The sequence below is a fragment of the Mesorhizobium sp. LSJC269B00 genome, from assembly GCF_000502815.1.
Lineage (GTDB): Bacteria > Pseudomonadota > Alphaproteobacteria > Rhizobiales > Rhizobiaceae > Mesorhizobium.
In genome coordinates this window covers 295,266-318,316 of sequence record NZ_AYVN01000003.1, presented here as the reverse complement: position 1 = coordinate 318,316, position 23,051 = coordinate 295,266, and the positions used below count along the sequence as shown (strand labels likewise).

The window sequence follows — 23,051 nt, the reverse complement described above, 5'->3', positions numbered from 1 at the left end:
GGGTCGGCGCCGTGGCCAGCCTCGAACAATATCAGTCCAAGCGCGATTTCAAGAAGACGGCCGAGCCGGGGGGCAAGGTCGCGCGCGGCAAGCAGCCCGGCGGCATCTTCGTCGTCCAGAAGCACGACGCGACCAGGCTGCACTATGATTTCCGCCTCGAGCATGAGGGCGTGTTGTGGAGCTGGGCGGTGACGCGAGGCCCGAGCCTCGACCCGCACGAAAAGCGGCTGGCCGTGCATGTCGAGGACCACCCGATCGACTATGCCGGCTTCGAGGGCACCATTCCCAAGGGCGAGTATGGCGGCGGCACCGTCATCGTCTGGGACGAAGGCACATGGACGCCAGAGATCGACCCCGCCAAGGCGATGAAGAAGGGCCATATCGACTTCGAACTCAACGGCCAGAAGCTGAATGGGCGGTGGCATCTGGTCAGGTTAAGACCCCGCCCTGGCGAAAAGCGCGACAACTGGCTGCTGATCAAATCCGACGATGCCGCCGCCCGCCCCGGCGAGGATATCCTGAAGGACGCACCGAAATCGGTGAAGTCCGGCCTGACCATCGAAGAGGTCGCGGAAGGCAAGACCGCCGACGGCAAGAAGCCGAAGGTCTGGCACTCCAACAAGCCTGCGGCATCCAGCAAGGCGAAAGCCGGCAAGCGCCTCGACTTCGTCGAGCCGCAACTGGCGACGCTGGAGCGCGAGGCGCCGCCCGGCGAGGACTGGCTGCATGAGGTCAAATTCGACGGCTACCGCATGCAGGCGCAGATCGCCGGCACGGAGGTGCGGCTGCTGACCCGCACCGGCCTCGACTGGACGGAGAAATTCGGCCCTGAGATCGTCGCGGAACTGGCCCAGCTGAAATGCAGCGACGCCATCATCGACGGCGAGATCGTCGTGCTCGCCGACAGCGGCGTTTCGTCTTTCTCGCTGCTTCAGCAGGATCTCTCCGCCAATCGAACCGACCGCTTCACCTACTATGTGTTCGACCTTATGCGGCTTGACGGCAACGATTTGCGCCGCGAGCCGCTGGTCGAGCGCAAGCAGGCGCTGCAGGAGCTGCTCGGCGAGACGGCCGAAAATGCCCCCGTCCGCTTCAGCGACCATTTCGCCGAGCCCGGCAAGATCATGCTGCAGCACGCCTGCCGCATGGGCCTTGAAGGCATCGTCTCCAAGCGCGCCGATGCGCCCTACCGCAGCGGCCGTGGCCCAAGCTGGGTGAAGTCGAAATGCACGGCCCGCCAGGAATTCGTCATCGGCGGGTATCTGCCCTCGGACAAGACCGGCCGCGGCCTGCGTTCGCTGCTGGTCGGCTACCACGAGGGCGGCAAGCTCCACTATGCCGGCCGCGTCGGCACGGGCTTCACAGCCAGGAGCGCCACCGATTTGAAGAAAAAACTCGATGCGCTGAAGGCAGACGCCTCGCCGTTTGCCGCCGCGGTGCCAAAGGGCAAGGGTTTGGTCTGGGTCAGGCCCGAACTTGTCGGCGAAGTGGAGTTCCGCAGCTGGACCTCGGACCGTATAATACGCCACGCGTCGTTCCAGGGACTGCGCGAGGACAAGCCGGCGGAGGAAGTCGTGCAGGAAAAGCCATCGAAGGCGGCAAACAAGGCAAAGCCGGCGGCAGGCGGCGCCGGCAAGGCCGCCGGGGCTAAGGCGCCCGCGACGATCACGACCAGCGTAAAACTATCCCATCCCGACAAGCTGCTGTGGCCCGAGGAAAAAATATCCAAGCAGGACTTGCTCGAACACTACGCGCTGGTCTGGCCGCGCATGGAGCAGTTCATCGTCAACCGGCCGCTCAGCCTGGTCAGGGCGCCGGATGGCATCGGCGGTCCGCGCTTCTTCCAGAAACATGCTTCGGCCGGCATGAGCGACAAGATTGCCCGCATGAAGGACCCGACCGATGGCGAGGAAATCCTGTTCATCCGCGATTTCGACGGCCTTGCCGCTCTGGTCCAGTACGGCGTGGTCGAGGTCCACATCTGGGGCTGCAAGATCGATGAGCTGGAAAAGCCGGATCAGATCATCTTCGATCTCGATCCCGACGAAGGCGTCGACGTCAAGGCGGTGCGCGAGGCCGCGCTCGACATCAGAGGCAAGCTCGACGATCTGTCGCTGCCGAATTTCGTCAAGCCGTCAGGCGGCAAGGGCTATCACGTGCTGGTGCCGCTGAAGCCGTCGGCGGATTGGGAGGCGGTCAAAACCTTCTCGCATGATTTCGCCAAGGCGCTGGAGCAGGCCGCGCCCGACCGCTACACGGCGACGCTGTCGAAAAAGGCGCGCACCGGAAAAATCTTCGTCGACTATCTGCGCAATGGCAGGGGCTCGACCACCGTCGCGCCCTACTCTTCCCGCGCCAAGAAGGGCGCGACGGTCTCGGTACCGGTGACGTGGGCGGAGGTTGAGAAGGGGCTAGCGCCGAATTCCTTCCCGATCGGCGACAAGACGACGCTGAAGGAATTGGAGAAGGCCGATCCGTGGGCGGATTTCTTCGAGCAGGCGAAGGTGCTGAAGCGGGGGTGAGCGTCGCGCGCCTCACCTGCTACGCAAGCGTTCCGTCACACCCCCCTCTGTCCTCAAGGGGGGAGATTGGCAGCTTCGAGGCGCAGCTCACCTTTACGATGTTCGAGATTGGCGAAAGCTGTTGAGCGCGTAATCTCCCCCCTTGAGGGGGAGATGGCCGGCAGGCCAGAGGGGGGGTGCTGTCCCGCCAGCGTCGCCCAATTAGCGCTGCCGAACCTCTACGCCAAAAACACCCGCTCGAACGCCTGCTTCCCCGGCGGTGAAAACACCACCGCGCGGCTGTCCTTCTCCCGCCTTGCCCATTTCTCCGCCAGGATCTTGTCCAGAATAGCCGCGCCCAGCGTTCCCGCAAGGTGCGAGCGGCGCACGCTCCAGTCGAGGCAGGCGCGGCAGACCGGCCGGCGCGGCTTGGCGCCGACGTCGATGCCGATGGCCGAAAAATGCGAGGCTGCTGCTGGCCCCAGCCTCATCTCATTGTCGTCGCGCAACAGGATGCCGCGCGCGACGAGGCGGTCGAGCATCGCCACCGCATGTTCGCCGGCGAGGTGGTCGTAGCAGACACGGGCGACGCGCATGGCGCCGTCGCGCGGGCCGGGCCGCACCCGCTTGGGGCCGACCGCTTCGGCCACCCCGGTGATCGCCTCGATCATGCCGGCCACCTGCGGCCCTGCGAGGCCGTAATAGCGATGCCGTCCCTGGCTGGCCAAAGTTAAAAGCCCGCCCTCCATCAGTTTCGACAGATGCGAGGACGCGGTGGGCAGCGACACGCCGGCCTCCAGCGCCAGTTCGCTGGCCGTCAAAGCCGTGCCGCCCATCAGCGCATTCAGCATGTTTGCCCGCGCCGGATCGCCGACCAGGCTGGCGATGCGGGCAATGTCGGGTCCTTCACGCATAGTTAGGTCTCCATCGAAGCATTCTCGTCAGATAAGCATTATTGTCGGGCGGGATCAAGGAGAACGCCGATGCCAACCGCTTCCGCCCCACTCGCCAGCCGCCGGCCTTTTCCATTCGTCACCTGGCTGCAACGGCGGCTGCTCGCCCGCTGGTACGACCGCCACCTGCAGCGGCTCGGCCTCGCGGAGATCGACGACCATCTGCTGCGCGATCTCGGCCTGACCCGTGAGGATGTGCGCCGCGAATGCGCAAAATCCTTCTGGCAGGCCTGACAGCCAGCGCTTTTGCTTAGCAGACCCTGCGGCACAACGTTTCGACGCCGCTCGAACTATCCACGCGAAACCCAAGGAGATCACGATGACCATCACTTGCTTCATCCGCTATGAGATCGACCCGTTCGGCAAGCCGGCCTTCGAGCAATATGCCAAGGCCTGGGGCCAGGCGATCCCGCGCTGCGGCGCCGATCTGATCGGCTACTACGCCCCGCATGAGGGCTCGGCCACCACGGCCTACGCCGCCTACAACATCGACAGCCTCGCTGCCTACGAGGCCTACCGCGCTCGTCTGGCCGCCGATCCGGCGGGCAAGGCCAATTACGAATTCGCCCGCCGCGAAAAGTTCATCTTGAAAGAGGACCGCATCTTCCTGAAGCTGGTGTCGGGGCCGCATGGACCGCGGCAGCTGTTCCAGACCGCGGTCAAGGAGGAGATATGATCGCTGTCATCTTCGAGGTGCAACCGGCTGAGGGAAAGCGCGATGCCTATCTCGGCATCGCTGCCGAACTGCGGCCGCTGCTCGACGGCATAGACGGTTTCATCTCGATCGAGCGCTTCCAGAGCCTGGGCGACCGGAACCGCGTCCTGTCGCTGTCCTTCTGGCGCGACGAGGAAGCGGTGAAAGCCTGGCGCAATACGGAAGAGCATCGGCAGGCGCAGCATGCGGGCCGCGGCGGAATATTTGCCGGCTACCGGCTGCGCATTGCGCATGTGGTGCGGGACTATGGCCTGACGGAGCGGGATGAAGCGCCGGCGGACAGCAGGGCGGTGAATTGTGACTAGGTATCGGCGTCGCGCCAGGCCCCCTCATCCGGCCGCTTCGCGGCCACCTTCTCCCCGCTGGGGAGAAGAGACTGGCGCAGGCGTCGAAAATCTCCTCTCCCCTCGGGGAGAGGTCAGCCGAGCGTAGCGGAGGCTGGGTTAGGGGGCGCTTGGCGCTCATGCATTCCCGATCAGCACCCCGGCCGCAAACACCAGCGCCCCGCCCAGCACCACCTGAAACGCCGCGCGCAGAAACGGGGTTTGCATGTAGCGGTTCTGGACGAAGGCAATCGCCCAGAGCTCGAAGAACACCACCACAGCCGCCACCGCCGTCGCCGTCCAGAAATGCGGGATGATGTAAGGCAGCGCGTGGCCCAGCCCACCCAGCGTCGTCATGATGCCGACGGTCAGTCCGCGCTTGATCGGCGAGCCACGCCCCGACAGCTTGCCGTCGTCCGAAGCGACTTCGGTAAAGCCCATCGAAATGCCGGCGCCGATCGAGGCGGCGAGGCCGACCAGCAGCGTCTGCCAGGTGTCGTGGGTGGCAAACGCGGCGGCAAAGATCGGCGCCAGTGTCGACACCGAGCCGTCCATCAGCCCGGCCAGTCCCGGCTGCACATAGGTCAGGATGAACTGGCGCTGCTCGGCGCTGGCTTCCTCGTCCTTCACCTCGCCCGGCACGAGTTTCTGTTCCAGCCGATGCGCCGAATTCTCATGGCTTTGCTCGGCCGCGGCCAGGTCGCCGAGTAGTTTCCGCGTCGAGGCATCGCCGGTGCGCTTGGCCGCCTCGACATAGAAGCGATAGGCCTGCCGCTCCATCTCTTCGGCTTGGCGCCGCACATGCTCGATGCCGAGCGGCCGCACCAGCCAGTCGGGCTTGCGCTCGTAATAGCCTTTCACGTGCTCGCGGCGCAGCAACGGAATGCGCTCGCCGAAACGCTTGCGGTAAAGCTCGATCAGGGAATCGCGATGGCCGTCCTCCTCCTCCGCCATCGCCTCGAACACTTTCGCCGATTGCGGAAAACTGTCCGCCAGCCCGTCGGCATAGGCGCGGTAGATGCGCCCGTCATCCTCTTCGGATGAAATTGCTAGGGCCAGGATCTCCTGTTCCGACAGCGTTTCGAAAGGACGGCGGCCGAAACCGAAGACACGGGAAAGCATGAGAAATTCACCCCAGTTTAGAACAATTCTAAACTAGGCGCTGCAGTCTCCGCGGTCAATCACCAGTCAAGAAATGTTGAAGCGCCGGATTGCAACGCGCCCTTCATTATCGGCAAATGTTCACCTATATCGGTCGCGACACGCAAGCGAAAGGCATGAGCAAGATGACGGCAAAGCCGCACGACCACTTCGATCCGAAACCCGTCCTCGATCTTATCGCCAGCATCGAGGCCGATTTGCAGCGGCTGAAAGGCCTGGTCGAACAGCAAGTCGAAAAATTCGACCCCGCCAATCCGCACAACAAGGCGCCCGACGGCAAGCTGACCGAGGAGGGCGTCGAATGCTGCTACCGCCTGTTCGACGAAGGCAAGTCGCGCTACTCGGTCGCCCAGCAGATGAAGATCTCGTTTGCCGCCGCGACGCACCGGTTCAATTCCTGGCGCAAGGCGGGCGGGCCGAAGCGGCAGAGGGCGTTGCTGGGATAATTGGCGAAAGCCGCGGGGAAACCCGATCTCCCCCCTCGTGGGGGAGATGGCCGGCAGGCCAGAGGGGGGCACTGTCCCGCCGACCTTTCCCTGCCCTAAAGCCCAGCACCGTTCAGGATGCGCCTCCAAGCCCAGCCGCAATCACAATATGCTGGCAGACATTGTCGATGTCGCGGATGACGTCGTCATTCCAGAACCGCAGGACGGTCCAGCCATCTTGTTCGAGGTGCGATGTCCGCGTCTCATCACCGGCAGCCGCGCCGGCGTCCGCATGCTGGGAGCCATCGACTTCGATGACCAGCTTCTTCTCCGGGCAAGCGAAATCGACGATGTAGGCGGCAATCGGAAATTGTCGCCGGAAGCCAAGCCCCATCAGCCGGTGGGCACGAAGTTCGTTCCAGAGCTTGAGTTCGGCTGGCGTCAGGACTTTGCGCATCGATCTGGCGTTTGCGCGATGTCGAGGCGGTAGAGGCGTGTGCGGCATTACGATGCTCGGTGNGCGATCCTTCGCGCCCCCCTCTGTCCTGCCGGACATCTCCCCCACTTGGGGGGAGATTGGCTGTACTTCCTACGGCGTCAGTTCAATTTCCTCCGTCTCGCCGCCATTGCAGGTGTAGCAGCAATCCTCGCATCTTTCCTTGTTGTTGGGGCCGACGCCCCAATAGGTTCCCTCGTCGCCGTCGACCCAGGCGCCGTAGCAGATGGACTCGCCCTCGTCGCACGACACCGGGATCTGCTTGGTCTCGCCATCGTCGAGATAGAAATCCTTGTCATTGCCCGGCCAGACATAGTCGCGGTCCTGGCTGTAGAGCTCGAGGCGCATGGCGTTGGGATGGCTGTTCTTGACGGCGAAGGTGATGTCGGCGGCGTAGGCCGACGGCGCCAGCAAGGTGGCGAGCGACAGCGCGACGACGACGCGGCGCAGACAAGTGAAAGACATGGTGTTTCCCCCGAGGCAAATCGGCCCCCCGGCCGAGGGAATCAGCATCGCATGATGGCGGCGGAGATTGAAGGGCGGGGCGTGACTGATTTTGGGGGGATTGGGAGAGGTTGGTGGAGCTGCTGATCTCCCCCCTCGTGGGGGAGATGCCTGGCAAGGCAGAGGGGGGCGCTGTCCCGCCGACCTCTCATTCCTGCAGCCGCGTCATTTCAATTTTAGGCTTGCTGATCCATACGCTGGCCATCCTTCGCGCCCCCCTCTGTCCTGCCGGACATCTCCACGAGGGGGGAGATCAGCAGCTTCGGCGCCCCGCCCCTCACTCCACCAGATCGATCGTCTCCGTCGTCTTCTCCACGCAGATGAAGCAGCACGTATCGCATGGCTGGTCATTATCCGGCCCGACCCCGGCGGAGATCGCATCATTGCCATTCACCCAGGCGCCATAGCAGATGTTCTCACCCGAATTGCACGAGATCGGCACCGATTTTTGCGAGTTCGGCTCGATCAAAAACACCTGGTCGCCGCCCGGCCACGACATCTTGCGATCCCGGCTGAACAGCTCCACCGCCACCGCCTGGCTGCGCAGGTTCTTGACGAAAAACGCCATATCGGCGGCATGCGCCGGGGCGGCGATGAGGAGGGCGGCAAGGGTGAGGCGGAGCATGGCGGCGGGTTTCCGAATCGGAGACGCACGCTCGCATGGTCGGGGAAGAAGCGCCATCTTCCCTTCTCCCCCTGTGGGAGAAGGTGGCCTCGCGAAGCGAGGTCGGATGAGGGGTGTTCCAGGGAACGCAAGCGTCTCACTCCGCTGGAACACCCCTCATCCGGCTCGGCGCTATCGCGCCGATCCACCTTCCCCCACAAGGGGGGAAGGAAAAGTCAGCGCCCCACCCTCACATGCGGAGCCAGCCGCCGGATCGCGTCAATCACCTCGGCGACTTCAGCAACGTCTAGATCCAGCCAACAAAAGTCAGCACCAGGAACGGATAGCCGGCGGCGGGCAGCGGCGCCGAGGTTGGCAGCAAGGGCGCGCCCCACAGCACCATGGCCACCGTCACGACAAACAGGATGGCGCGCCGGTGAGCCGCATCCACAGAGCAAATGTGCTCGACGCGCCGATCAGGACGAGCGCTGCCGCCCACAGCGAGATGCCGCCGACATAGGAGGGCACGCTGGCCTCCAGCCCCGCCGCATTGCCTGATATGATCAAGCTCTCGCCGGCGAGGAAGGTGAGGAACCCGGCTGCGGCACAGTCATTGCCCAGCCGCTGGTATTTCATCGTCAGCAGTGCGGCGGCCACCACGAGTGCTGCGCCGTCGATCGCCCACAGCGTTTCGCGCAGCGGGGCGCTGGCGACGAAAGTGCCGGCCAGGCCGAAAGCGCCGCCGATGGCGGGGCCGATTGCGGCGACGGTGTCGAGTGTGGTGCGCATTTCATGTTCCTCGAAGCTAGGGAGGATACGTCAATGAGAGGGCGACCTGTGGGCCGCCCCCTCATTTCGTTTAAGCCGCCGCTGTCATCGGGAAGTCAGCGGGGAGTTCGATCGCAGGCGAAATATCTGGGAACAAGCGCCCCTTCATGACGTCCGCGATCCGGCCTTGATTGATCTGGTAGTACGACGCGATGAGCGCGTAGTTGATGCCCAGATCGCGGGCCAGCTTGATAACCGGAACCATGTCTGGGGTGATCTTCCGGTCGTGCATTGCCTTTTCCTTTCGAAAAGGATGCGACCGAATAAACAGTTGACGCTGATTCACGGATGAATCATTGTCGCCGCGTTGCTGTGCGCCGTTTATTCGGTCGCATGTTCTGATCCGGGACCATTCCCGGACCAGTGTGGAACCGGAGCATTCGCGCCCCCGGCTCCTACCGCCCAGCGGCGGCTGCTGAAACGGACCAGGTCGGCAAACCTCGTCAGATCAGGAAGCAGCCGTCATATGGGTTCCATCGCATCTCCAATGCTCCGAATCGTCGGGATTTCTCTCCCGGCGGCTCGGAGCATATTGAAAACCGCCCGCTTGACAAGCGCATTCTGAGTTAGCCCTCAGCTTTCTTCTATTGATTATTCTATCTGCCCATGAGAATAATCGACCAAATAGAGGAGAACGCTCCATGGCGAAGGTTCGCAGCCCCAATTACCCCCTTGTCGATTTGGCCGGAGCATTGGTCATGGCGCGGAAGCTCTATGACAAGGACGGTCGAAATAAGGTCTCCAAATCGGCACTGGCGTCGCACCTGGGGCACGAAAGCCTAAGTGGCCCCGCATTAGGAAAGATCGGTGCTTTGCGCGCCTATGGCCTCGTCGAAGGCACTGGCGACGAGAACCGAATCACTGGGGACGCGATCACCGCGCTAATGGCTCCGGAGGACTCCTTAGACAGAGTGGAGGCGCTACGCCGGATGGCGCTGCAACCAAGCCTTTTCCGGGAAATTGCAAAGAACTTTCCGACCCCGCCAAGCGATGAGAACCTTCGTTATTGGCTCGCTAAACGGGGCTATTCGCCAGACGGCGCGGCGAAGGCGGCGAAGACCTATCTCGCGACGATCACGCTTGCGACCCTTCATGAGAAGGGGTACCCTCACTCGCCAACCCCCATGGAGGATGAGATGATGCAGGCTCCGGAGCCGTCACGTCCGATTCAACGGCGCGCCGAGACAAGCGAACAGTCGCCGCTCAAACCGGGGGTGCGGCAGGAAATCATCGCACTGGATGAGGGGGACGTGACCATCACGTTCCCTGTAAATCTGTCGGCGGAAAGTTTTGGGGATCTAGAGGATCACTTGAAGCTTTTTATTCGAAGGATGCAGCGCCGTGCGAATGCAAGAATTCTCGGCTTTGACGAGGGTCAAGACCAGCACTAGGCAACTAGGAGGCAGCATTGGCTCTGAGGGCGCATCGTAGGGCGCGCGACACAATCGCAGCCCACGACAGGGAGTATCCAGTCCGCGTGACTACTGTCGAGGCTACCACCTCGGAGAGCGGCGCTATCTTTCTCCATTTTGAGGCCGATGCGCCTGGTCGTGGGAATCGATGGATGATTGAGATTGACGGCGAAGATTTCTCGGAGATCCTCATTGCTATGATGAAGGCAGACCCGTTTGCGACCGTGGGGGCTTTCGATGATGCTTCCGGCCCGATAGACTAAACAGTTGACAGAATCCGCATTTCATGATTCGAGTCTTGACCTACCACTACATTTAGTGGGATAACCTCCCTGTAACCGTCGGCGGACCCGGCGGCGATGTGATTCGGGGAGAACGCATGATGGCTGCGCTGAAGGCGAATTGGCACCAACTCGGGCCAATGCCAACTGATCCGACACTTGACGAAAAGCTTAGCCGTGTGAAGCATGAGAACAATTACGCTGAATCGGAAGAGCGAGTCTGGATGGAGTTTGGGCGCGCCAATGCCAACCTTTATGCCGATGCTGAGCGAGAATTCTTTACCCAGCTAGACAATCAGGTGAAATCCCTCTAAGGCCGCACCATGCCTTAGGGAGATGACCATCGATGACAGTCTTCCAAATTCCAGCAAACAAAGTCCGCCTTCGAGCGGACTTTTTCTTAGATGAAGCCGAACGCATTTGCAGTGGCTCGCCCTTCAAAGATTATGGCTTTAGACTTACCGACGAGGCCGCTCTGTACACCGCAGAGGCATATTTCCTCGTCAATGAAGCCTACAAGGCGCGGCGACAGAACCAAGGCCATAGAACTCAGCCAACCAAGATTGCGGCCTTGACGGCTGCTGTTATTGCAACAATCAATCCATTGCGGCCCGAGCAGGCGCTTAGCGAACCAAATCTGGTATCGACCTACGCTAACCCGCTGTTCGGGCTTAGACTGAGCTGCAACATCATTCAGCATCCTCTGCACCGTTCGCCGTGGAACAGGTTGCAGTGGTTCTGCGACAATCTGCGGGATGATCCGCTTACTTGCCTAGACGACTACCTTGAACTGGCCAGGTCCGGCCAGCGCGTGATCGGCTCTGACTTCGACATCGACCTAGCTCCGAACGAGTTGAAAAGGCTTGAAGGTCGCGTCGGATTCTTTGACGTGCTTTCAGAGATGAAGATTTATCGAGACAACTGACAGTAGCCACAAACGCTGGTGAGTTGTTCCATAATGCCGCAAAGGTGCGGTGACTGGCAGAACTCAATTCCAGCCTGAGAATAGTGATTGGCAACACCGCGACTTGAAGGCCTCGCGAAGGAGCCGGACGGTCGAGATACGAAGAATTCCTGACACGGTGCCTCTCGGAGAATAGTCTCCACCGTGCTGCGTCAGCGCCGCGCTGGCGCGGGGGCCCCGCTGCCTTCGGCAGCTCCCACCCGGACTTGCGCTCGCATCGACCCACCGGGTCGATGCGTCCGGCCAAAGGCCGGACCGCTTAGTCCCCCATCTTCAGCGCCTGAATAAACGCCTCCTGCGGAATATCTACCTTGCCGAACTGGCGCATCCGCTTCTTGCCCTCTTTCTGCTTGTCCAGCAGCTTGCGCTTGCGGGACACGTCGCCGCCGTAGCACTTCGCGGTCACGTCCTTGCGCAGCGCCGAGATGGTTTCGCGGGCGATGACCTTGCCGCCGATCGCGGCCTGGATCGGGATCTTGAACAGGTGGTTCGGGATCAGCTCTTTCAGCTTCTCGCACATCTGGCGGCCGCGCTTTTCCGCCGCGGTGCGGTGGACCAGCATGGACAGCGCGTCGACCGGCTCCTCATTGACCAGGATCGACATCTTCACCAAATCGCCTTCCTTGTAGTCGGTCAGATGATAGTCGAAGGAGGCGTAGCCCTTGGAGATCGACTTCAGCCGGTCGTAGAAGTCGAAGACGACTTCGTTGAGCGGCAGGTCGTAGATCAGCATGGCGCGCTTGCCGACATAGGAGAGGTCGGCCTGGATGCCGCGCCGGTCCTGGCAGAGCTTTAGAATGCCGCCGAGATAGTCGTCGGGGGTGAGGATGGTGGCGCGGATCCACGGCTCCTCGATGGCCGAGATTTTCACCACATCGGGCATGTCGGCCGGGTTGTGCAGTTCCTTCATCGAGCCGTCGGTGAGCAGCAGCCGGTAGACGACGGAGGGCGCCGTGGCGATGAGGTCGAGGTTGAACTCGCGCTCCAGCCGCTCCTGGATGATTTCGAGATGCAGCAGGCCAAGGAAGCCGCAGCGATAGCCGAAGCCGAGCGCGGCACTGGTTTCCATTTCGTAGGAGAAGGAGGCGTCGTTGAGGCGAAGTTTGCCGACGGCGGCGCGTAGGTCCTCGAAATCGGCGGCGTCGACCGGGAACAGGCCGCAGAACACCACCGGCTGCGCCGGCTTGAAGCCCGGCAAAGCGTGCGCCGTCTGGCGCTTGTCTTCGGTGATGGTGTCGCCGACGCGGGTGTCGGCTACTTCCTTGATCGAGCCGGTGAAGAAGCCGAACTCGCCGGGGCCGAGCTCGTCGACATTGATGCGGGCCGGCGTGAACACGCCGGTGCGCTCGACCAGATGTTTGGCGCCGGTGCCCATCATGCGGATGGTCGCGCCCTTTTTCAGCACTCCATCGATGATGCGCACCAGCACGATGACGCCGAGATAGGCGTCGTACCAGCTGTCGACCAGCATGGCTTTCAAGGGGGCTGACGCATCGCCTTCGCGCGGCGGCGGCAATTGGTGGACGATGGCTTCCAGCACATCGGGAATGCCAAGCCCGGTCTTGGCCGAGATCAGTACGGCGTTGGAGGCGTCGATGCCGATCACCTCCTCGACCTGCTCGCGGATGCGCTCGGGCTCGGCGGCTGGCAGGTCGACCTTGTTCAGCACCACGACGATCTCGTGGTTGTTGTCGATGGCCTGGTAGACATTGGCCAGCGTCTGCGCCTCGACGCCCTGGGAGGCGTCGACGACCAGCAGCGAGCCCTCGCAGGCGGCCAGCGACCGCGACACTTCATAGGCGAAGTCGACATGGCCGGGCGTGTCGATGAGGTTGAGGATATAGTCCTCGCCATTGTTGGCGCGGTATTTCAGCCGCACCGTCTGCGCCTTGATGGTGATGCCGCGCTCGCGCTCGATGTCCATCGAGTCCAGCACCTGCTCCTTCATGTCGCGCAGCTCCAGCCCGCCGGTGGACTGGATCAGCCGGTCGGCAAGCGTGGATTTGCCATGGTCGATATGGGCGACGATGGAGAAATTGCGGATGTGGTCGAGAGGCGTGCTCATGATGCGGCGGCTTTAGCAGGGGCGGGTTGCAGGGGCAAGCGGGGGGTGGTGCCCTTGCCTTCTCCCCTTGTGGGAGAAGGTGGATCGGCGCGCAGCGCCGAGACGGATGAGGGGTGTTCCAGCTTGACGCCGACGTTCTTTCACCGCCATGGCTGCAAACTGACATCCCTTACATAAGCGATTATCGTGGTGCAGACGCTGTCCATGTCTTTCAGGACATCGTCGTTCCAAAAGCGCAACACACGAAAGCCTCTCGCCTCCAGTTCCGTTCTACGGGCCTGGTCTGACTCTGAGTCCGCATGCTGACTCCCATCGATCTCGATGATGAGGAGTGATTCAAGACAAGCGAAATCGGCGACGTATTTTCCAACAGGAACTTGGCGCCGAAATTTGATCCGATCGAGCCTGCGGTCACGTAGTTCGTGCCACAGTTTGTCTTCCGCCTCCGTCATTTCACGTCGGAGCGAACGGGCAAAGTTTCGTTTGGCAGGAGCGACGGGCTGATGTGGCATGACGTTAGATTAACCAACGTCTCACTCCGCTGGAACACCCCTCATCCGTCTCGGCGCTTCCCGCCGATCCACCTTCTCCCACAAGGGGAGAAGGCAACGACGCGTCCGCCCCCAATCACGAAGCGGTGAACCATGTAACGAAGCCTCGGGCAGCGACGAAGTGTGGGATGAACCCGCCGCAACGGAGACCCCCAATGACTGGATCCAACACAAAACGCGCCGGCATGCTGGCCACCGCAGGTGCGGCGCTGATGATGCTTGGCGGCACCGCCTTCGCCCAGCCGCTCACCGTGGTCGAATTGTTCACCAGCCAGGGCTGTTCGTCCTGCCCGCCGGCCAATGCCAATCTGATCAAGGTCAAGGACCAGCCGGGCGTTCTGGCGCTGTCGTTCAACGTTACCTACTGGGACTATCTCGGCTGGAAGGACATTTTCGGCCGCGAGGAATTTACCCAGCGCCAGGTGCGCTATGAGCCGTCGCTCGGCCGCTCCGGCCCGTTCACGCCGCAGGTGGTGGTCAATGGCGGTGCCGACGCGGTGGGCGCGGCATCAGGCGAGATCGAGCAGCTGATTTCCGCGAATGGCCGCACGAAGGGGCCGACGCTGTCGCTCGACGGCGGCAAGATCAGCATCGGCGTCGGTTCCGCGCCGGCCGGCCGCGCTGATGTCTGGCTGGTTCGCTACAACAAGGGCGTCGTCGAGGTGCCGGTGGCGCGCGGCGAGAATACCGGGCGCACGCTGCCGCATGCCAATGTCGTGCACTCGCTGGAGAAACTCGGCAGCTGGAGCGGCGACGCCACCACGCTGCCATTGCCGGCAGCCTCCGGCGGCTTGAGCACCGCCGTGCTGGTGCAGTCGCCGGGCGGTGGGCCGATCCTGGCTGCAGCCGCCGACTGATTTTCTTTTTCTACGCAACGCCGCTAGCGCGGCATAACCGGGCTCGCATCCGCGCGCCCTCTTCAAGGAGGAAATACCATCATGACCAAGACCCTGACCGCGCTCGCTCTTGCGCTTTCGATGACCGCCTTCGCCTCCGGCGCCCGCGGGGACGAAGCGACCAACGCCATGAAGCCGGCGATGGCCACCGAGGCGATGAAGCCCGCGACCGATGCCATGGCGCCGGCGACCGATGCCATCAAGCCAGCCGACCCAATGGCGACGAATGCGATGAAACCCGCCACCGACGCCATGAAACCGGCCGATGCCATGAAACCCGCAACGGATGCGATGAAACCGGCGGACGCCATGGCGCCCGCGCAATAAGACTTGATCCCATGGCCCGGCCGCACAGTGGCCGGGCCGGCGCACGGCAATTTGAGAAACCAGGCGGGACGTTCTGTCGTATAGTCTTCGCCACCATCAAGGAGATCAGACATGACCGGCATTGCAAGGACCAGAACGCCGATCTTCAAGAGCGCGCTTGCCGCGCTCATCGTCGCCGCCGTCGCGGCCGCCTTCTGGCAGAGCCCGGCGCGCTCGGCCGAGGACGCGGTGGTGATCCCGCCGCCGGCAGTGGACGAGAAGGCCGCCAGCGGCAGCGAGAAGGCTATCTTCGCCGGCGGCTGCTTCTGGGGCGTGCAGGGCGTGTTCCAGCACGTCAAGGGCGTGACCAAGGCCGTCTCCGGCTACACCGGCGGCGCCAAGGATGACGCCGTCTACGAAACGGTGGGCAGCGGCCGCACCGGCCACGCCGAATCGGTCGAGATCACCTACGATCCGTCCAAGGTGACCTACGGCCAGCTGCTGCAGGTCTATTTCTCGGTCGCCCACAACCCGACGCAGTTGAACTTCCAGGGCCCGGACTCGGGCACCCAGTACCGCTCGACCATCTTTGCCGAGAATGGCGAGCAGCAGAAGATCGCCCAGAGCTACATCGCCCAACTCGACCAGGCGAAAGTGTTTGCCAAGCCCATCGTCACCACGCTGGAGACGGGCAAAACCTTCTATCCGGCCGAGGAATATCACCAGGACTTTTTGACGCTGAACCCGACCTACCCCTACATCGTCTACAACGACCTGCCCAAGGTGGCGAATTTGAAGTCGCTGTTCCCGGGGTTGTACAGCGAGAAGCCGGTGCTGGTGCTGGCGGGGAAGAGCTGAGGGGCGATAGGACTTGGCCGGACGCAGAGAGCGGCGACGCCCTACCTGAGACGCCAGCGGGACAGCACCCCCCTCTGCCCTTCCGGGCATCTCCCCCTCATGCGGGGAGATTGGCAGCGTCGCTGACGGTGCTCATCTTGCAAGGTTGGCGAAGGCCGCAGTGAGGAGCTGATCTCCCCCTTGAGGGGGAGATGGCCGGCAGGCCAGAGGGGGGTGCCTCGCGCAACCCCTCAATCATACGTCAGATCCGTCGCCTTCCCCCCAAACACCCGATACGCATAGAACGAATAGAAGATGATCACCGGCAGCACGACCACCGTGCCGGCGAGGATGATGGCCAGGCTTTCCGTCGCCGACGCCGCCTGCCAGATGGTCAGCCTCTCGGGCACCACGAAGGGGTAGAACGACCAGGCAAGCCCGGCAAAGCCGAGCGCGAAGATGGCGGCGAGCGTCAGGAACGGCCGCAGCGCATGGCGGTCGTCGGGCTTGGGCAGGTGGAAGGTCTGCCGCCACAGCCACAGGAACAGCAGCGCCGACAGGATCGGCAGCGGCGACAGAAAGAGCATTTCGGGCCAGACGAACCATTTGGCGAAGATGCGCGGGCTGGCGAATGGGGTCGCCAGCGACACCGCCGCCATGCCGAGCGCGGTCAGCACCAGGGCTGTCCGCAGCCAGGCCACCGCCTTCCTCTGCAATTCGCCCTCGGTCTTGTAGATGACCCAGGCAGCGCCCATCGCTGCATAGGCCGCCGACAGGCAGAGCGCCACCAGCGCCCCGAAAGCGATGCCGCCAAAGCCGACATCGAGGCCAAGCACATAGACGCCGAGCATATAGCCTTGCGCCAGCGAGGCGATGACGGAACCGAGGAAGAAAATGCGGTTCCAGCGATGCTTCTTGCCGGCGGGCACCTTGGCGCGGAAATCGAAGGCGACGCCGCGCAGGATGAGGCCGACCAAAAGCACGAAGACCGGAATGTAGAGCGCGGTGAGGATGACGCCATGCGCCAGCGGGAAGGCGACCAGGAGCAGGCCGACGGCCAGCACCAGCCAGGTCTCGTTGGCATCCCAGAACGGGCCTATTGCCGCGATCATGGTGTCCTGCTCGGCATCTTCGGCGACCGAGAACAGGATGCCGATGCCGAGATCGAAACCGTCGAGAATGACGTAGATCAGGATGGCGAGGCCCATCAGGCCGGCGAAGATCAGGGGCAGCGCGGTTGGCCAGTCGAAGCTCATCGGTCTGTCATCCCTCTCATCAACGGTTCTGCCCTTCGCTATGGCTCCGGGCGTTCGTCATTCGGAAAGCCAAATCGTTGGCTTTTCGTCCGCTACGCGGACCATTCCTCACTCCGCTGCGGCCGGTTGCGACATCGCCGTCTTCATGACGCCCGGCAGCGGCGAGGTATCGCCGTCCTTGGCGGCCTTCAGCGCCAGGTGCACCAGCACGCCAAGATAGGCGATCAGCAGCAGCACATAGAGGATGAGATAGATGGCGAGCGTCAGCGCGACATGGCTGCCGGCGACCGGGCCGATAGCGTCGGCGGTTTTCAGCACGCCGGTGACCAGCCAGGGCTGGCGGCCGATTTCGGTGGTGTACCAGCCGGCCAGCGTCGCCAGCCAGCCCGACAGCGCCATCGGCACCATCAGCATGGCCAGCGGCCTCGGCAGGCTGTGGCGGCGCTTGAGGAAGAAGGTCGCCGACCACGAGACGATGAGCATCAAAATGCCGGTGCCGACCATGATGCGGAAGCCCCAGAACACCGGGAAGACCGGCGGATGCAGGCCGGGATAGTCGTTGAGCCCCGGCACGATGCCGCTGGTGGAGTGACGCAGCACCAGGCTGGCGCCGTCGGGAATGGCGATCTCGAATTTGTTTTCCTTCGCCGCCTCGTCGGGCAGCGCAAACAGCACCAGCGGCACGTTGGGGCCGGTGTTCCAGTTGGCCTCCATGGCCGCGATCTTCTGCGGCTGGTGCTCCAGCGTATTCAGCCCGTGCTGGTCGCCGGCGAAGATCTGGATCGGGATCAGGATGGCGGCGGTGAAGACGCCGGTGCGCAGCGCCTTCCACATCGATTCCGACCGGTCGCCGGTGAGGTAGCGCAGCGCCGACAGGCCGGCGATCAGGAACGACACCGTCAGGCCGGAGGCAAGCAGCATATGCGTCAGACGGTAGGGCATGGACGGGTTGAAGACGATCGCCCACCAGTCGACGGGATGCGCCTTGCCATCGATCATCTCGAAGCCGGCCGGCGTCTGCATCCAGGAGTTCAGCGCAATGATCCAGAAGGCCGACAGCGTGGTGCCGCCGGCGACCAATACCGTCGCCAGCGTGTGGACGCGGTTGGAGACGCGGCGGAACCCGAACAGCATGATGCCCAGGAAGGCCGCTTCGAGGAAGAAGGCGGTGAGGATCTCGTAGGCAAGCAGCGGCCCGGCGATGTTGCCGACCTTTTCCATATAGCCCGGCCAGTTGGTGCCGAACTGGAAGCTCATGGTGACGCCGGAGACCACGCCCATGGCGAAGGACAGTGCGAACACTTTCACCCAGGTGAAATAGGCGCGCATCCAGGCGGAATCATTGGTGGTGTTGTAGCGGAGCTTGAAGAACAGCAGCACCCAGCCAAGCGCAATCGTGATGGTCGGAAACAGGATGTGGAACGAGATATTCGCCCCGAACTGCATTCGCGACAGGATGAGCGGGTCCATGCGGGCTCCGGCTGCTGTTTGTTGGCGCAGAATAGGCGGCGGATGCGGTCCGGTCAAAGCGGCTTGGCGTCACGCGGGGCGCGTTGTCGCAGCAGATGGGATCAATCCGTCAGTGCCCCGATACCCCCATGACGAAACGGCAAGAGGGGAACGTTTGTCCACAATTGTCAGCAGCGGCATTGACTTCCCGCCGTGCGCACCGACATTCAGCGCAATAATAATCCCCGCCTCTTTCAAACAGTCGTTTTCGGCCTCATGTCTTCCACTAATTTGCCTTCCATCATTTCGATTTCCGGGGTCACCAAGACCTACGCCACCGGCTTCAAGGCGCTGAAGGAAATCAACCTCGACATCGAACGTGGCGAGATTTTCGCGCTGCTGGGGCCGAACGGCGCCGGCAAGACGACGCTCATCTCGATCGTCTGCGGCATCGTCAACCGTTCGTCGGGAACGGTGACCGTCGACGGCCATGATATCAACCGAGACTACCGCGCGGCGCGCAGCCTGATCGGGCTGGTGCCGCAGGAGCTGACCATCGATGCGTTCGAGAGCGTCTGGGCAACCGTCACCTACAGCCGCGGCCTGTTTGGCAAGGCGCCCAATCCGGGCTTCGTCGAAAAGGTGCTGCGCGACCTCTCGTTGTGGGACAAGAAGGACGCCAAGGCGATCACGCTGTCGGGCGGCATGAAGCGGCGGCTGATGATTGCAAAGGCGCTGTCGCATGAGCCGCGCATCCTGTTCCTCGACGAACCGACGGCCGGCGTCGACGTCGAACTGCGCCAGGACATGTGGGCGATGGTGCGACGGTTGCGCGACGATGGCGTCACCATCATCCTCACCACGCACTATATCGAAGAGGCCGAGGCGATGGCCGACCGTGTCGGCGTCATCAACCGCGGCGAGATCATCCTGGTCGAGGGCAAGGCCGAACTGATGCGCAAGCTCGGCCGCAAGCGCCTGATCGTGGAATTGCGCAACCCGCTCCCCGCCATTCCCGATGCATTCTCGCACTACGCGTTGGAGCTGTCGGGCGATGGCACACAGCTGACCTACACCTATGACAATCAGAGCGAACGCCCCGGCGTCGCATCGCTGCTGCGCGAACTCGAGACGGCCGGCATCCAGTTCCGCGACATGGATACGCAAAACAGCTCGCTCGAGGAGATCTTCGTCAATCTGTTGAGGCAAGAGCCATGAATTGGCGAGCAGTATGGGCGATCTACCGGGTCGAGATGGCGCGTGCGTTCCGCACCGTGCTGCAGAGCATCGTCTCGCCGGTGATCTCGACATCGCTTTATTTCGTCGTCTTCGGCTCGGCCATCGGCTCGCGCATCACCGAGATCGACGGCATCAGCTACGGCGCCTTCATCGTGCCCGGCCTGATCATGCTGTCGCTGTTGACGCAGTCGATCTCCAACGCTTCCTTTGCCATCTATTTCCCGAAATTCGTCGGCTCCATCTACGAGCTCTTGTCGGCGCCGGTGTCGTATCTGGAGATCGTCATCGCCTATGTCGGCGGCGCCGCGACCAAGTCGATCATCCTCGGCTTGATCATCCTGGCGACGGCCTCGCTGTTCGTGCCGCTCACCATCCAGCATCCGTTCTGGATGCTGGCCTTCCTTGTCTTGACGGCGGTGACCTTCAGCCTGTTCGGCTTCATCATCGGCATATGGGCGAAAAGCTTCGAGCAATTGCAGCTGGTGCCGCTGTTGATCATCACGCCGCTGACCTTCCTCGGCGGCAGCTTCTATTCGATCAACATGCTGCCCGAGACCTGGCGCACGGTGACGCTGTTCAACCCGGTCGTCTACCTGATCAGCGGTTTCCGCTGGAGCTTTTACGGCAAGTCCGATGTCTCGGTCGCCGTCAGCCTGGGCATGACGATGGTGTTCCTCGCCATCTGCATCGCCATCGTCGCCTGGATCTTCCGCACCGGCTACCGGCTGCGCAACTGACCCTGCCGCTCTAAAGCGCGTCGCGTTTTCTTGCTAGATCGCCTTGATGAGGCGCAGCAACCCCAGCATCTCGATCAGCCTGCCTTGGCGGAAGGCGATGTAGGTGGGTTCCTCGACGCCGTGGAAGCGGCGCTTGAACGCCGCCTGGCCCTTGAGGTTGAACTTGCTGCGGTTGACCCAGGGCGACTCATAGGCCCGCTCGAAGGCGTTGCGCCAGAAGCTCGATTCGGCAAAGCCGTTGGCTCCGACGTCGAGCATCGGCGACAGGCCGAGCGTGACGACAGAAATGCCCTCATTGCGAAACCGGTCGACGGCGAATTTGGTCAGCCCGATTTCGGCATGCGGCGAGGCATCGATGTGCTTGCGCTTGAACGAGGTGGTGTAGCCGATCACCTTGCCGCCACTGAACATCGGATCGAAATCGAGCAGGGCGACGAGCTCGCCTTCCGGGCTGTAGAGCACGAAACGGCGCATATCGATGCCGAGATGATCGGCAAAGGGCCTGTTGAGGAACGCCATCTCCCAGCGCTTGACGATGCGGTCTGCCCGCCAGTTCTGCGACAGGCGCTGGACCTCGTCGAGATAGACCGCTCCTTCGCCAAAGGAAAACCCCTTCTTCAAGAGCCAGCGTTCGGAATAGCGCACGGTTTCGTTGCGCTTGCCGGAAAAATCGTGAGCCGGCAGTTCCAGCCGCGTGTCGACGCCGAGACGGTTGACCTGGTAGCCGAGCCCGGACAGCACGCGCGCCGTCGGTTCGCCGATCTGCACGAACCACGGGCTGTCGGCGGCTTCGACAAAGCGCCTGATATAGTCGGACCGATCGGCCGGATGGGCCACCGGGTCACCTAGCGCGAAATGGTGCTTCATCTTGGTGCCGAAGGCGATGTAGCCGTCGGCGTCGCCGAAATAGGACAGTTTTTGCTGCACGGCGGTCGAATAGGCCAGCGAGAAGTCGCCGTGCTGGCGGACAAGCGCCAGCCGCTCGACATGCGAAAAATCCTGGCGCGGCACCTTGGCTGCGGCGCCCTCCAGCAGTCTGTCGAGAAAGATGCGCAAGGAGGGCATGGTCGAGCTTCCGCGTGCCGATGATAAACAGAGGCTTGCCCCCAAGGCCTCGAATCAGTCGCATTGACGCGACCTCATTATCGATCATATCGCCCCTGTGCCATATGGGACGTGCCATATTGGACGGGTCCCCATGGCGCACCTGAAAGGAAATCTCGACCGAATGGCGGCTACGACAAGCGAAACGATGCCTATCGTCCCGGGGCCGAAAGGACTCGACTATACGGTTATCGTCATCGGCGCCGGAGCGGCGGGGCTGGCGGCCGCCGACGCGCTTGGCCGGCGCGGCGTGCGGGTCGTCGTGCTTGAAAAGGAGCCGCGGATCGCCGAACCGTGGCGAGGGCGGCACGAGAAGCTGACCCTCAACACGCATCGCGCGCTGTCGGCCCTGCCCGGCCTTGCCTATCCGCCACGCACCGCCGCCTTTCCGAACAAGGATGCCATCGTCGGTTATCTCGAGGATTTTGCCCGCGCGCGGGGCGTAAGGGTCGAATTCGGCACCGCCGCCGAGCGGATCGGACGCAGAGGCAATGGCTGGCTCGTCCATACGGGCCGGGAAACGCTGAGCGCCCGCAATGTCATCGTCGCCACCGGCCGCGACCGCTTGCCATGGACGCCGGACTGGCAAGGCAAGGCGACTTTCACCGGCAAACTTGTCCACGCCGCCGATTTCGGCACAGCGCAGGACTATGTGGGCAAAAGCGTGCTGGTGGTCGGGGCCGGAAATTCCGGCTTCGACGTGCTCAACCACCTCGCCCGTGCCGACACAAAGGCCATCTGCTTGTCAGCCAGGCAGGGTCCGTCGCTGATGCCGAAACGGATCGGCAAGGTCGCCGTGGCGCGCTTCGGCGGTTTCATGGCGATGCTGCCGACGTGGATTGCCGATGCCGCGATTGCCGCGACGCAGCGGCTGGTGTTCGGCGACCTCACCCGCTTCGGCCTGCCGCCGGCGCCGAAGGGCGGCGCCAGCCGGCTCGGCGTCGAGCAGATCGCTATTGCCATTGACGACGGCGCCGTCGCAGCGCTGAAGGCCGGACGGATTTCGGTGGTGGCGCCGGTGGCGGCTTTCGAAGGCGCCGGCGTGCGGCTGAACGACGGCACGGTGCTCGAGCCGGATGTGGTGATCGCGGCAACCGGCTATCGCACCGGCCTGGAGGCCATGCTGGGCGATCTCGGCGTGCTCGACGCCAAGGGCGTGCCGAAGGCCAATGGCGGCACCCCGAGCGGCCAGCCCGGCCTGTGGTTCATCGGCATGCGGCCAAGCCTGACCAGCTATTTTCACAGCGCCGGCCTGCAGGCCGAAGCGATTGCCCGTCAGATCGCCAAGGGGTTGTAGACGAGCGCTTCTGGACGGAGAACCACCGCACTTCGGGCTGCTGCTGTGGCGCGGACTGGTGGTTCAACGCATCTGCAAGACGGGATCGAATATCCTGGCGATAGGGCGAAACGCCATCCCGTCGTCATCCACGGGCGAAGCAAGGAG

27 protein-coding genes are annotated in these 23,051 nt (G+C 62.9%); 15 read left to right on the top strand and 12 right to left on the bottom strand.

Annotation, left to right across the window (positions count from 1 at the left end; genetic code table 11):
* Positions 1-11 precede the first annotated feature (11 nt).
* Entirely contained in the window at positions 12-2,522 is a 2,511-nt protein-coding gene (ligD, locus tag X771_RS155315) for a DNA ligase D (protein ID WP_023687542.1), read from the top strand.
* A gap of 218 nt (positions 2,523-2,740) precedes the next feature.
* On the opposite strand, the gene X771_RS155320 is transcribed toward ligD, so the two are convergent.
* A complete protein-coding gene (locus tag X771_RS155320) occupies positions 2,741-3,415 on the bottom strand; it encodes a winged helix-turn-helix domain-containing protein (RefSeq protein ID WP_023687541.1) in 675 nt (224 codons plus the stop codon).
* Between the two features lie 69 nt (positions 3,416-3,484).
* Here X771_RS155320 and X771_RS155325 point away from each other — a divergent pair, with 69 nt between their 5' ends.
* From X771_RS155325 to X771_RS155335, 3 genes are all read left to right on the top strand, one after another.
* The gene (locus X771_RS155325; RefSeq protein ID WP_023687540.1) at positions 3,485-3,688 is read left to right on the top strand and encodes a DUF1127 domain-containing protein; all 204 of its coding nucleotides are present in this window, start codon (positions 3,485-3,487) and stop codon (positions 3,686-3,688) included.
* 85 nt (positions 3,689-3,773) lie between these two features.
* Positions 3,774-4,130, top strand: coding sequence for an NIPSNAP family protein (locus X771_RS155330; protein ID WP_023673248.1), 357 nt, complete (start codon positions 3,774-3,776; stop codon positions 4,128-4,130).
* Positions 4,127-4,474 carry an antibiotic biosynthesis monooxygenase gene (locus tag X771_RS155335; protein WP_023687539.1) on the top strand — a complete coding sequence of 116 codons (348 nt, stop codon included), beginning with the start codon at positions 4,127-4,129 and terminating at the stop codon, positions 4,472-4,474. The genes X771_RS155330 and X771_RS155335 overlap by 4 nt, the downstream gene beginning before the upstream one ends.
* A 156-nt stretch (positions 4,475-4,630) precedes the next feature.
* Here the strand turns inward: X771_RS155335 and mbfA are convergent, their stop codons facing one another.
* Positions 4,631-5,614, bottom strand: a complete 984-nt coding sequence (mbfA, locus tag X771_RS155340) for an iron exporter MbfA (protein WP_023681248.1) — start codon at positions 5,612-5,614, stop codon at positions 4,631-4,633.
* A gap of 164 nt (positions 5,615-5,778) precedes the next feature.
* Here mbfA and X771_RS155345 point away from each other — a divergent pair, with 164 nt between their 5' ends.
* Positions 5,779-6,099, top strand: coding sequence for a hypothetical protein (locus X771_RS155345; RefSeq protein WP_023681249.1), 321 nt, complete (start codon positions 5,779-5,781; stop codon positions 6,097-6,099).
* A gap of 112 nt (positions 6,100-6,211) precedes the next feature.
* Here X771_RS155345 and X771_RS155350 read toward each other — a convergent pair whose 3' ends face one another.
* The 5 genes from X771_RS155350 to X771_RS155365 form a co-directional block, all read right to left on the bottom strand.
* Positions 6,212-6,583, bottom strand: a complete 372-nt coding sequence (locus X771_RS155350) for an endonuclease domain-containing protein (RefSeq protein WP_023687538.1) — start codon at positions 6,581-6,583, stop codon at positions 6,212-6,214.
* A gap of 84 nt (positions 6,584-6,667) precedes the next feature.
* A complete protein-coding gene (locus tag X771_RS155355) occupies positions 6,668-7,039 on the bottom strand; it encodes a hypothetical protein (RefSeq protein WP_023687537.1) in 372 nt (123 codons plus the stop codon).
* A 316-nt stretch (positions 7,040-7,355) separates the two neighbouring features.
* Positions 7,356-7,760: a hypothetical protein gene (locus tag X771_RS155360; RefSeq protein ID WP_245262540.1), complete on the bottom strand. Its 405-nt coding sequence runs from the start codon at positions 7,758-7,760 to the stop codon at positions 7,356-7,358.
* Between the two features lie 333 nt (positions 7,761-8,093).
* A complete protein-coding gene (locus X771_RS1000000168745) occupies positions 8,094-8,471 on the bottom strand; it encodes a hypothetical protein (protein WP_245262539.1) in 378 nt (125 codons plus the stop codon).
* Between the two features lie 70 nt (positions 8,472-8,541).
* Complete coding sequence (locus tag X771_RS155365; RefSeq protein WP_023687535.1) at positions 8,542-8,742, bottom strand: hypothetical protein; 201 nt, start codon at positions 8,740-8,742, stop codon at positions 8,542-8,544.
* 409 nt (positions 8,743-9,151) lie between these two features.
* Here X771_RS155365 and X771_RS155370 point away from each other — a divergent pair, with 409 nt between their 5' ends.
* The 4 genes from X771_RS155370 (at position 9,152) to X771_RS155380 (ending at position 11,128) form a co-directional block, all read left to right on the top strand.
* Positions 9,152-9,901: a hypothetical protein gene (locus tag X771_RS155370; RefSeq protein ID WP_023687534.1), complete on the top strand. Its 750-nt coding sequence runs from the start codon at positions 9,152-9,154 to the stop codon at positions 9,899-9,901.
* A gap of 86 nt (positions 9,902-9,987) precedes the next feature.
* Entirely contained in the window at positions 9,988-10,185 is a 198-nt protein-coding gene (locus X771_RS0133705; protein ID WP_023687533.1) for a hypothetical protein, read from the top strand.
* Positions 10,186-10,304: 119 nt separating this feature from the next.
* Positions 10,305-10,517, top strand: coding sequence for a hypothetical protein (locus X771_RS155375; RefSeq protein ID WP_198025821.1), 213 nt, complete (start codon positions 10,305-10,307; stop codon positions 10,515-10,517).
* 32 nt (positions 10,518-10,549) lie between these two features.
* Positions 10,550-11,128, top strand: a complete 579-nt coding sequence (locus X771_RS155380; protein WP_023687531.1) for a hypothetical protein — start codon at positions 10,550-10,552, stop codon at positions 11,126-11,128.
* A gap of 298 nt (positions 11,129-11,426) precedes the next feature.
* Here X771_RS155380 and lepA read toward each other — a convergent pair whose 3' ends face one another.
* Entirely contained in the window at positions 11,427-13,232 is a 1,806-nt protein-coding gene (gene lepA / locus X771_RS155385; RefSeq protein ID WP_023687530.1) for a translation elongation factor 4, read from the bottom strand.
* 140 nt (positions 13,233-13,372) lie between these two features.
* Complete coding sequence (locus X771_RS155390; RefSeq protein WP_023681256.1) at positions 13,373-13,744, bottom strand: endonuclease domain-containing protein; 372 nt, start codon at positions 13,742-13,744, stop codon at positions 13,373-13,375.
* A 224-nt stretch (positions 13,745-13,968) separates the two neighbouring features.
* Here X771_RS155390 and X771_RS155395 point away from each other — a divergent pair, with 224 nt between their 5' ends.
* The 3 genes from X771_RS155395 to msrA all read left to right on the top strand — a co-directional run bounded on the left by X771_RS155395 (position 13,969) and on the right by msrA (position 15,843).
* Positions 13,969-14,640 (top strand): DUF1223 domain-containing protein, encoded by a 672-nt coding sequence (locus X771_RS155395; RefSeq protein ID WP_156935983.1) that lies wholly within the window; start codon positions 13,969-13,971, stop codon positions 14,638-14,640.
* 81 nt (positions 14,641-14,721) lie between these two features.
* Positions 14,722-15,006, top strand: a complete 285-nt coding sequence (locus X771_RS155400; RefSeq protein ID WP_023687528.1) for a hypothetical protein — start codon at positions 14,722-14,724, stop codon at positions 15,004-15,006.
* 111 nt (positions 15,007-15,117) lie between these two features.
* The gene (gene msrA / locus X771_RS155405; protein WP_023687527.1) at positions 15,118-15,843 is read left to right on the top strand and encodes a peptide-methionine (S)-S-oxide reductase MsrA; all 726 of its coding nucleotides are present in this window, start codon (positions 15,118-15,120) and stop codon (positions 15,841-15,843) included.
* 230 nt (positions 15,844-16,073) lie between these two features.
* Here msrA and X771_RS155410 read toward each other — a convergent pair whose 3' ends face one another.
* Together X771_RS155410 and X771_RS155415 are read right to left on the bottom strand one after the other, a co-directional pair.
* The gene (locus tag X771_RS155410) at positions 16,074-17,078 is read right to left on the bottom strand and encodes a cytochrome d ubiquinol oxidase subunit II (RefSeq protein ID WP_023687526.1); all 1,005 of its coding nucleotides are present in this window, start codon (positions 17,076-17,078) and stop codon (positions 16,074-16,076) included.
* A gap of 108 nt (positions 17,079-17,186) precedes the next feature.
* The gene (locus X771_RS155415; RefSeq protein WP_023687525.1) at positions 17,187-18,548 is read right to left on the bottom strand and encodes a cytochrome ubiquinol oxidase subunit I; all 1,362 of its coding nucleotides are present in this window, start codon (positions 18,546-18,548) and stop codon (positions 17,187-17,189) included.
* Between the two features lie 270 nt (positions 18,549-18,818).
* Here X771_RS155415 and X771_RS155420 point away from each other — a divergent pair, with 270 nt between their 5' ends.
* Both X771_RS155420 and X771_RS155425 read left to right on the top strand, forming a co-directional pair.
* Positions 18,819-19,745 (top strand): ABC transporter ATP-binding protein, encoded by a 927-nt coding sequence (locus X771_RS155420; protein ID WP_023687524.1) that lies wholly within the window; start codon positions 18,819-18,821, stop codon positions 19,743-19,745.
* Complete coding sequence (locus tag X771_RS155425; protein ID WP_023681263.1) at positions 19,742-20,503, top strand: ABC transporter permease; 762 nt, start codon at positions 19,742-19,744, stop codon at positions 20,501-20,503. Before X771_RS155420 ends, X771_RS155425 begins: the two co-directional genes overlap by 4 nt.
* Before the next feature lie 33 nt (positions 20,504-20,536).
* Here X771_RS155425 and X771_RS155430 read toward each other — a convergent pair whose 3' ends face one another.
* On the bottom strand, positions 20,537-21,568 hold the full coding sequence (locus X771_RS155430; RefSeq protein WP_023687523.1) for a phosphatidylglycerol lysyltransferase domain-containing protein: 1,032 nt from the start codon (positions 21,566-21,568) through the stop codon (positions 20,537-20,539).
* A 187-nt stretch (positions 21,569-21,755) separates the two neighbouring features.
* Here X771_RS155430 and X771_RS155435 point away from each other — a divergent pair, with 187 nt between their 5' ends.
* Complete coding sequence (locus X771_RS155435) at positions 21,756-22,904, top strand: NAD(P)/FAD-dependent oxidoreductase (protein ID WP_156933273.1); 1,149 nt, start codon at positions 21,756-21,758, stop codon at positions 22,902-22,904.
* The last annotated feature ends 147 nt before the right edge of the window (positions 22,905-23,051 follow it).

What these genes read in the sequence shown, in the direction of transcription:
- X771_RS155350 (WP_023687538.1), bottom strand. Translation starts at nt 6,583, where the DNA reads ATGCCGCACACGCCTCTACCGCCTCGACATCGCGCAAACGCCAGATCG.
- X771_RS155425 (WP_023681263.1), top strand. Translation starts at nt 19,742, where the DNA reads ATGAATTGGCGAGCAGTATGGGCGATCTACCGGGTCGAGATGGCGCGT.
- X771_RS155430 (WP_023687523.1), bottom strand. Translation starts at nt 21,568, where the DNA reads ATGCCCTCCTTGCGCATCTTTCTCGACAGACTGCTGGAGGGCGCCGCA.
- X771_RS1000000168745 (WP_245262539.1), bottom strand. Translation starts at nt 8,471, where the DNA reads ATGCGCACCACACTCGACACCGTCGCCGCAATCGGCCCCGCCATCGGC.
- X771_RS155415 (WP_023687525.1), bottom strand. Translation starts at nt 18,548, where the DNA reads ATGGACCCGCTCATCCTGTCGCGAATGCAGTTCGGGGCGAATATCTCG.
- X771_RS155320 (WP_023687541.1), bottom strand. Translation starts at nt 3,415, where the DNA reads ATGCGTGAAGGACCCGACATTGCCCGCATCGCCAGCCTGGTCGGCGAT.
- msrA (WP_023687527.1), top strand. Translation starts at nt 15,118, where the DNA reads ATGACCGGCATTGCAAGGACCAGAACGCCGATCTTCAAGAGCGCGCTT.
- X771_RS155435 (WP_156933273.1), top strand. Translation starts at nt 21,756, where the DNA reads ATGCCTATCGTCCCGGGGCCGAAAGGACTCGACTATACGGTTATCGTC.
- mbfA (WP_023681248.1), bottom strand. Translation starts at nt 5,614, where the DNA reads ATGCTTTCCCGTGTCTTCGGTTTCGGCCGCCGTCCTTTCGAAACGCTG.
- X771_RS155345 (WP_023681249.1), top strand. Translation starts at nt 5,779, where the DNA reads ATGACGGCAAAGCCGCACGACCACTTCGATCCGAAACCCGTCCTCGAT.
- X771_RS155325 (WP_023687540.1), top strand. Translation starts at nt 3,485, where the DNA reads ATGCCAACCGCTTCCGCCCCACTCGCCAGCCGCCGGCCTTTTCCATTC.
- X771_RS155395 (WP_156935983.1), top strand. Translation starts at nt 13,969, where the DNA reads ATGCTGGCCACCGCAGGTGCGGCGCTGATGATGCTTGGCGGCACCGCC.
- X771_RS155355 (WP_023687537.1), bottom strand. Translation starts at nt 7,039, where the DNA reads ATGTCTTTCACTTGTCTGCGCCGCGTCGTCGTCGCGCTGTCGCTCGCC.
- X771_RS155410 (WP_023687526.1), bottom strand. Translation starts at nt 17,078, where the DNA reads ATGAGCTTCGACTGGCCAACCGCGCTGCCCCTGATCTTCGCCGGCCTG.
- X771_RS155390 (WP_023681256.1), bottom strand. Translation starts at nt 13,744, where the DNA reads ATGCCACATCAGCCCGTCGCTCCTGCCAAACGAAACTTTGCCCGTTCG.
- X771_RS155375 (WP_198025821.1), top strand. Translation starts at nt 10,305, where the DNA reads ATGGCTGCGCTGAAGGCGAATTGGCACCAACTCGGGCCAATGCCAACT.
- X771_RS155360 (WP_245262540.1), bottom strand. Translation starts at nt 7,760, where the DNA reads ATGGCGCTTCTTCCCCGACCATGCGAGCGTGCGTCTCCGATTCGGAAA.
- X771_RS155330 (WP_023673248.1), top strand. Translation starts at nt 3,774, where the DNA reads ATGACCATCACTTGCTTCATCCGCTATGAGATCGACCCGTTCGGCAAG.
- X771_RS155380 (WP_023687531.1), top strand. Translation starts at nt 10,550, where the DNA reads ATGACAGTCTTCCAAATTCCAGCAAACAAAGTCCGCCTTCGAGCGGAC.
- X771_RS155335 (WP_023687539.1), top strand. Translation starts at nt 4,127, where the DNA reads ATGATCGCTGTCATCTTCGAGGTGCAACCGGCTGAGGGAAAGCGCGAT.
- lepA (WP_023687530.1), bottom strand. Translation starts at nt 13,232, where the DNA reads ATGAGCACGCCTCTCGACCACATCCGCAATTTCTCCATCGTCGCCCAT.
- X771_RS155400 (WP_023687528.1), top strand. Translation starts at nt 14,722, where the DNA reads ATGACCAAGACCCTGACCGCGCTCGCTCTTGCGCTTTCGATGACCGCC.
- X771_RS155370 (WP_023687534.1), top strand. Translation starts at nt 9,152, where the DNA reads ATGGCGAAGGTTCGCAGCCCCAATTACCCCCTTGTCGATTTGGCCGGA.
- X771_RS155365 (WP_023687535.1), bottom strand. Translation starts at nt 8,742, where the DNA reads ATGCACGACCGGAAGATCACCCCAGACATGGTTCCGGTTATCAAGCTG.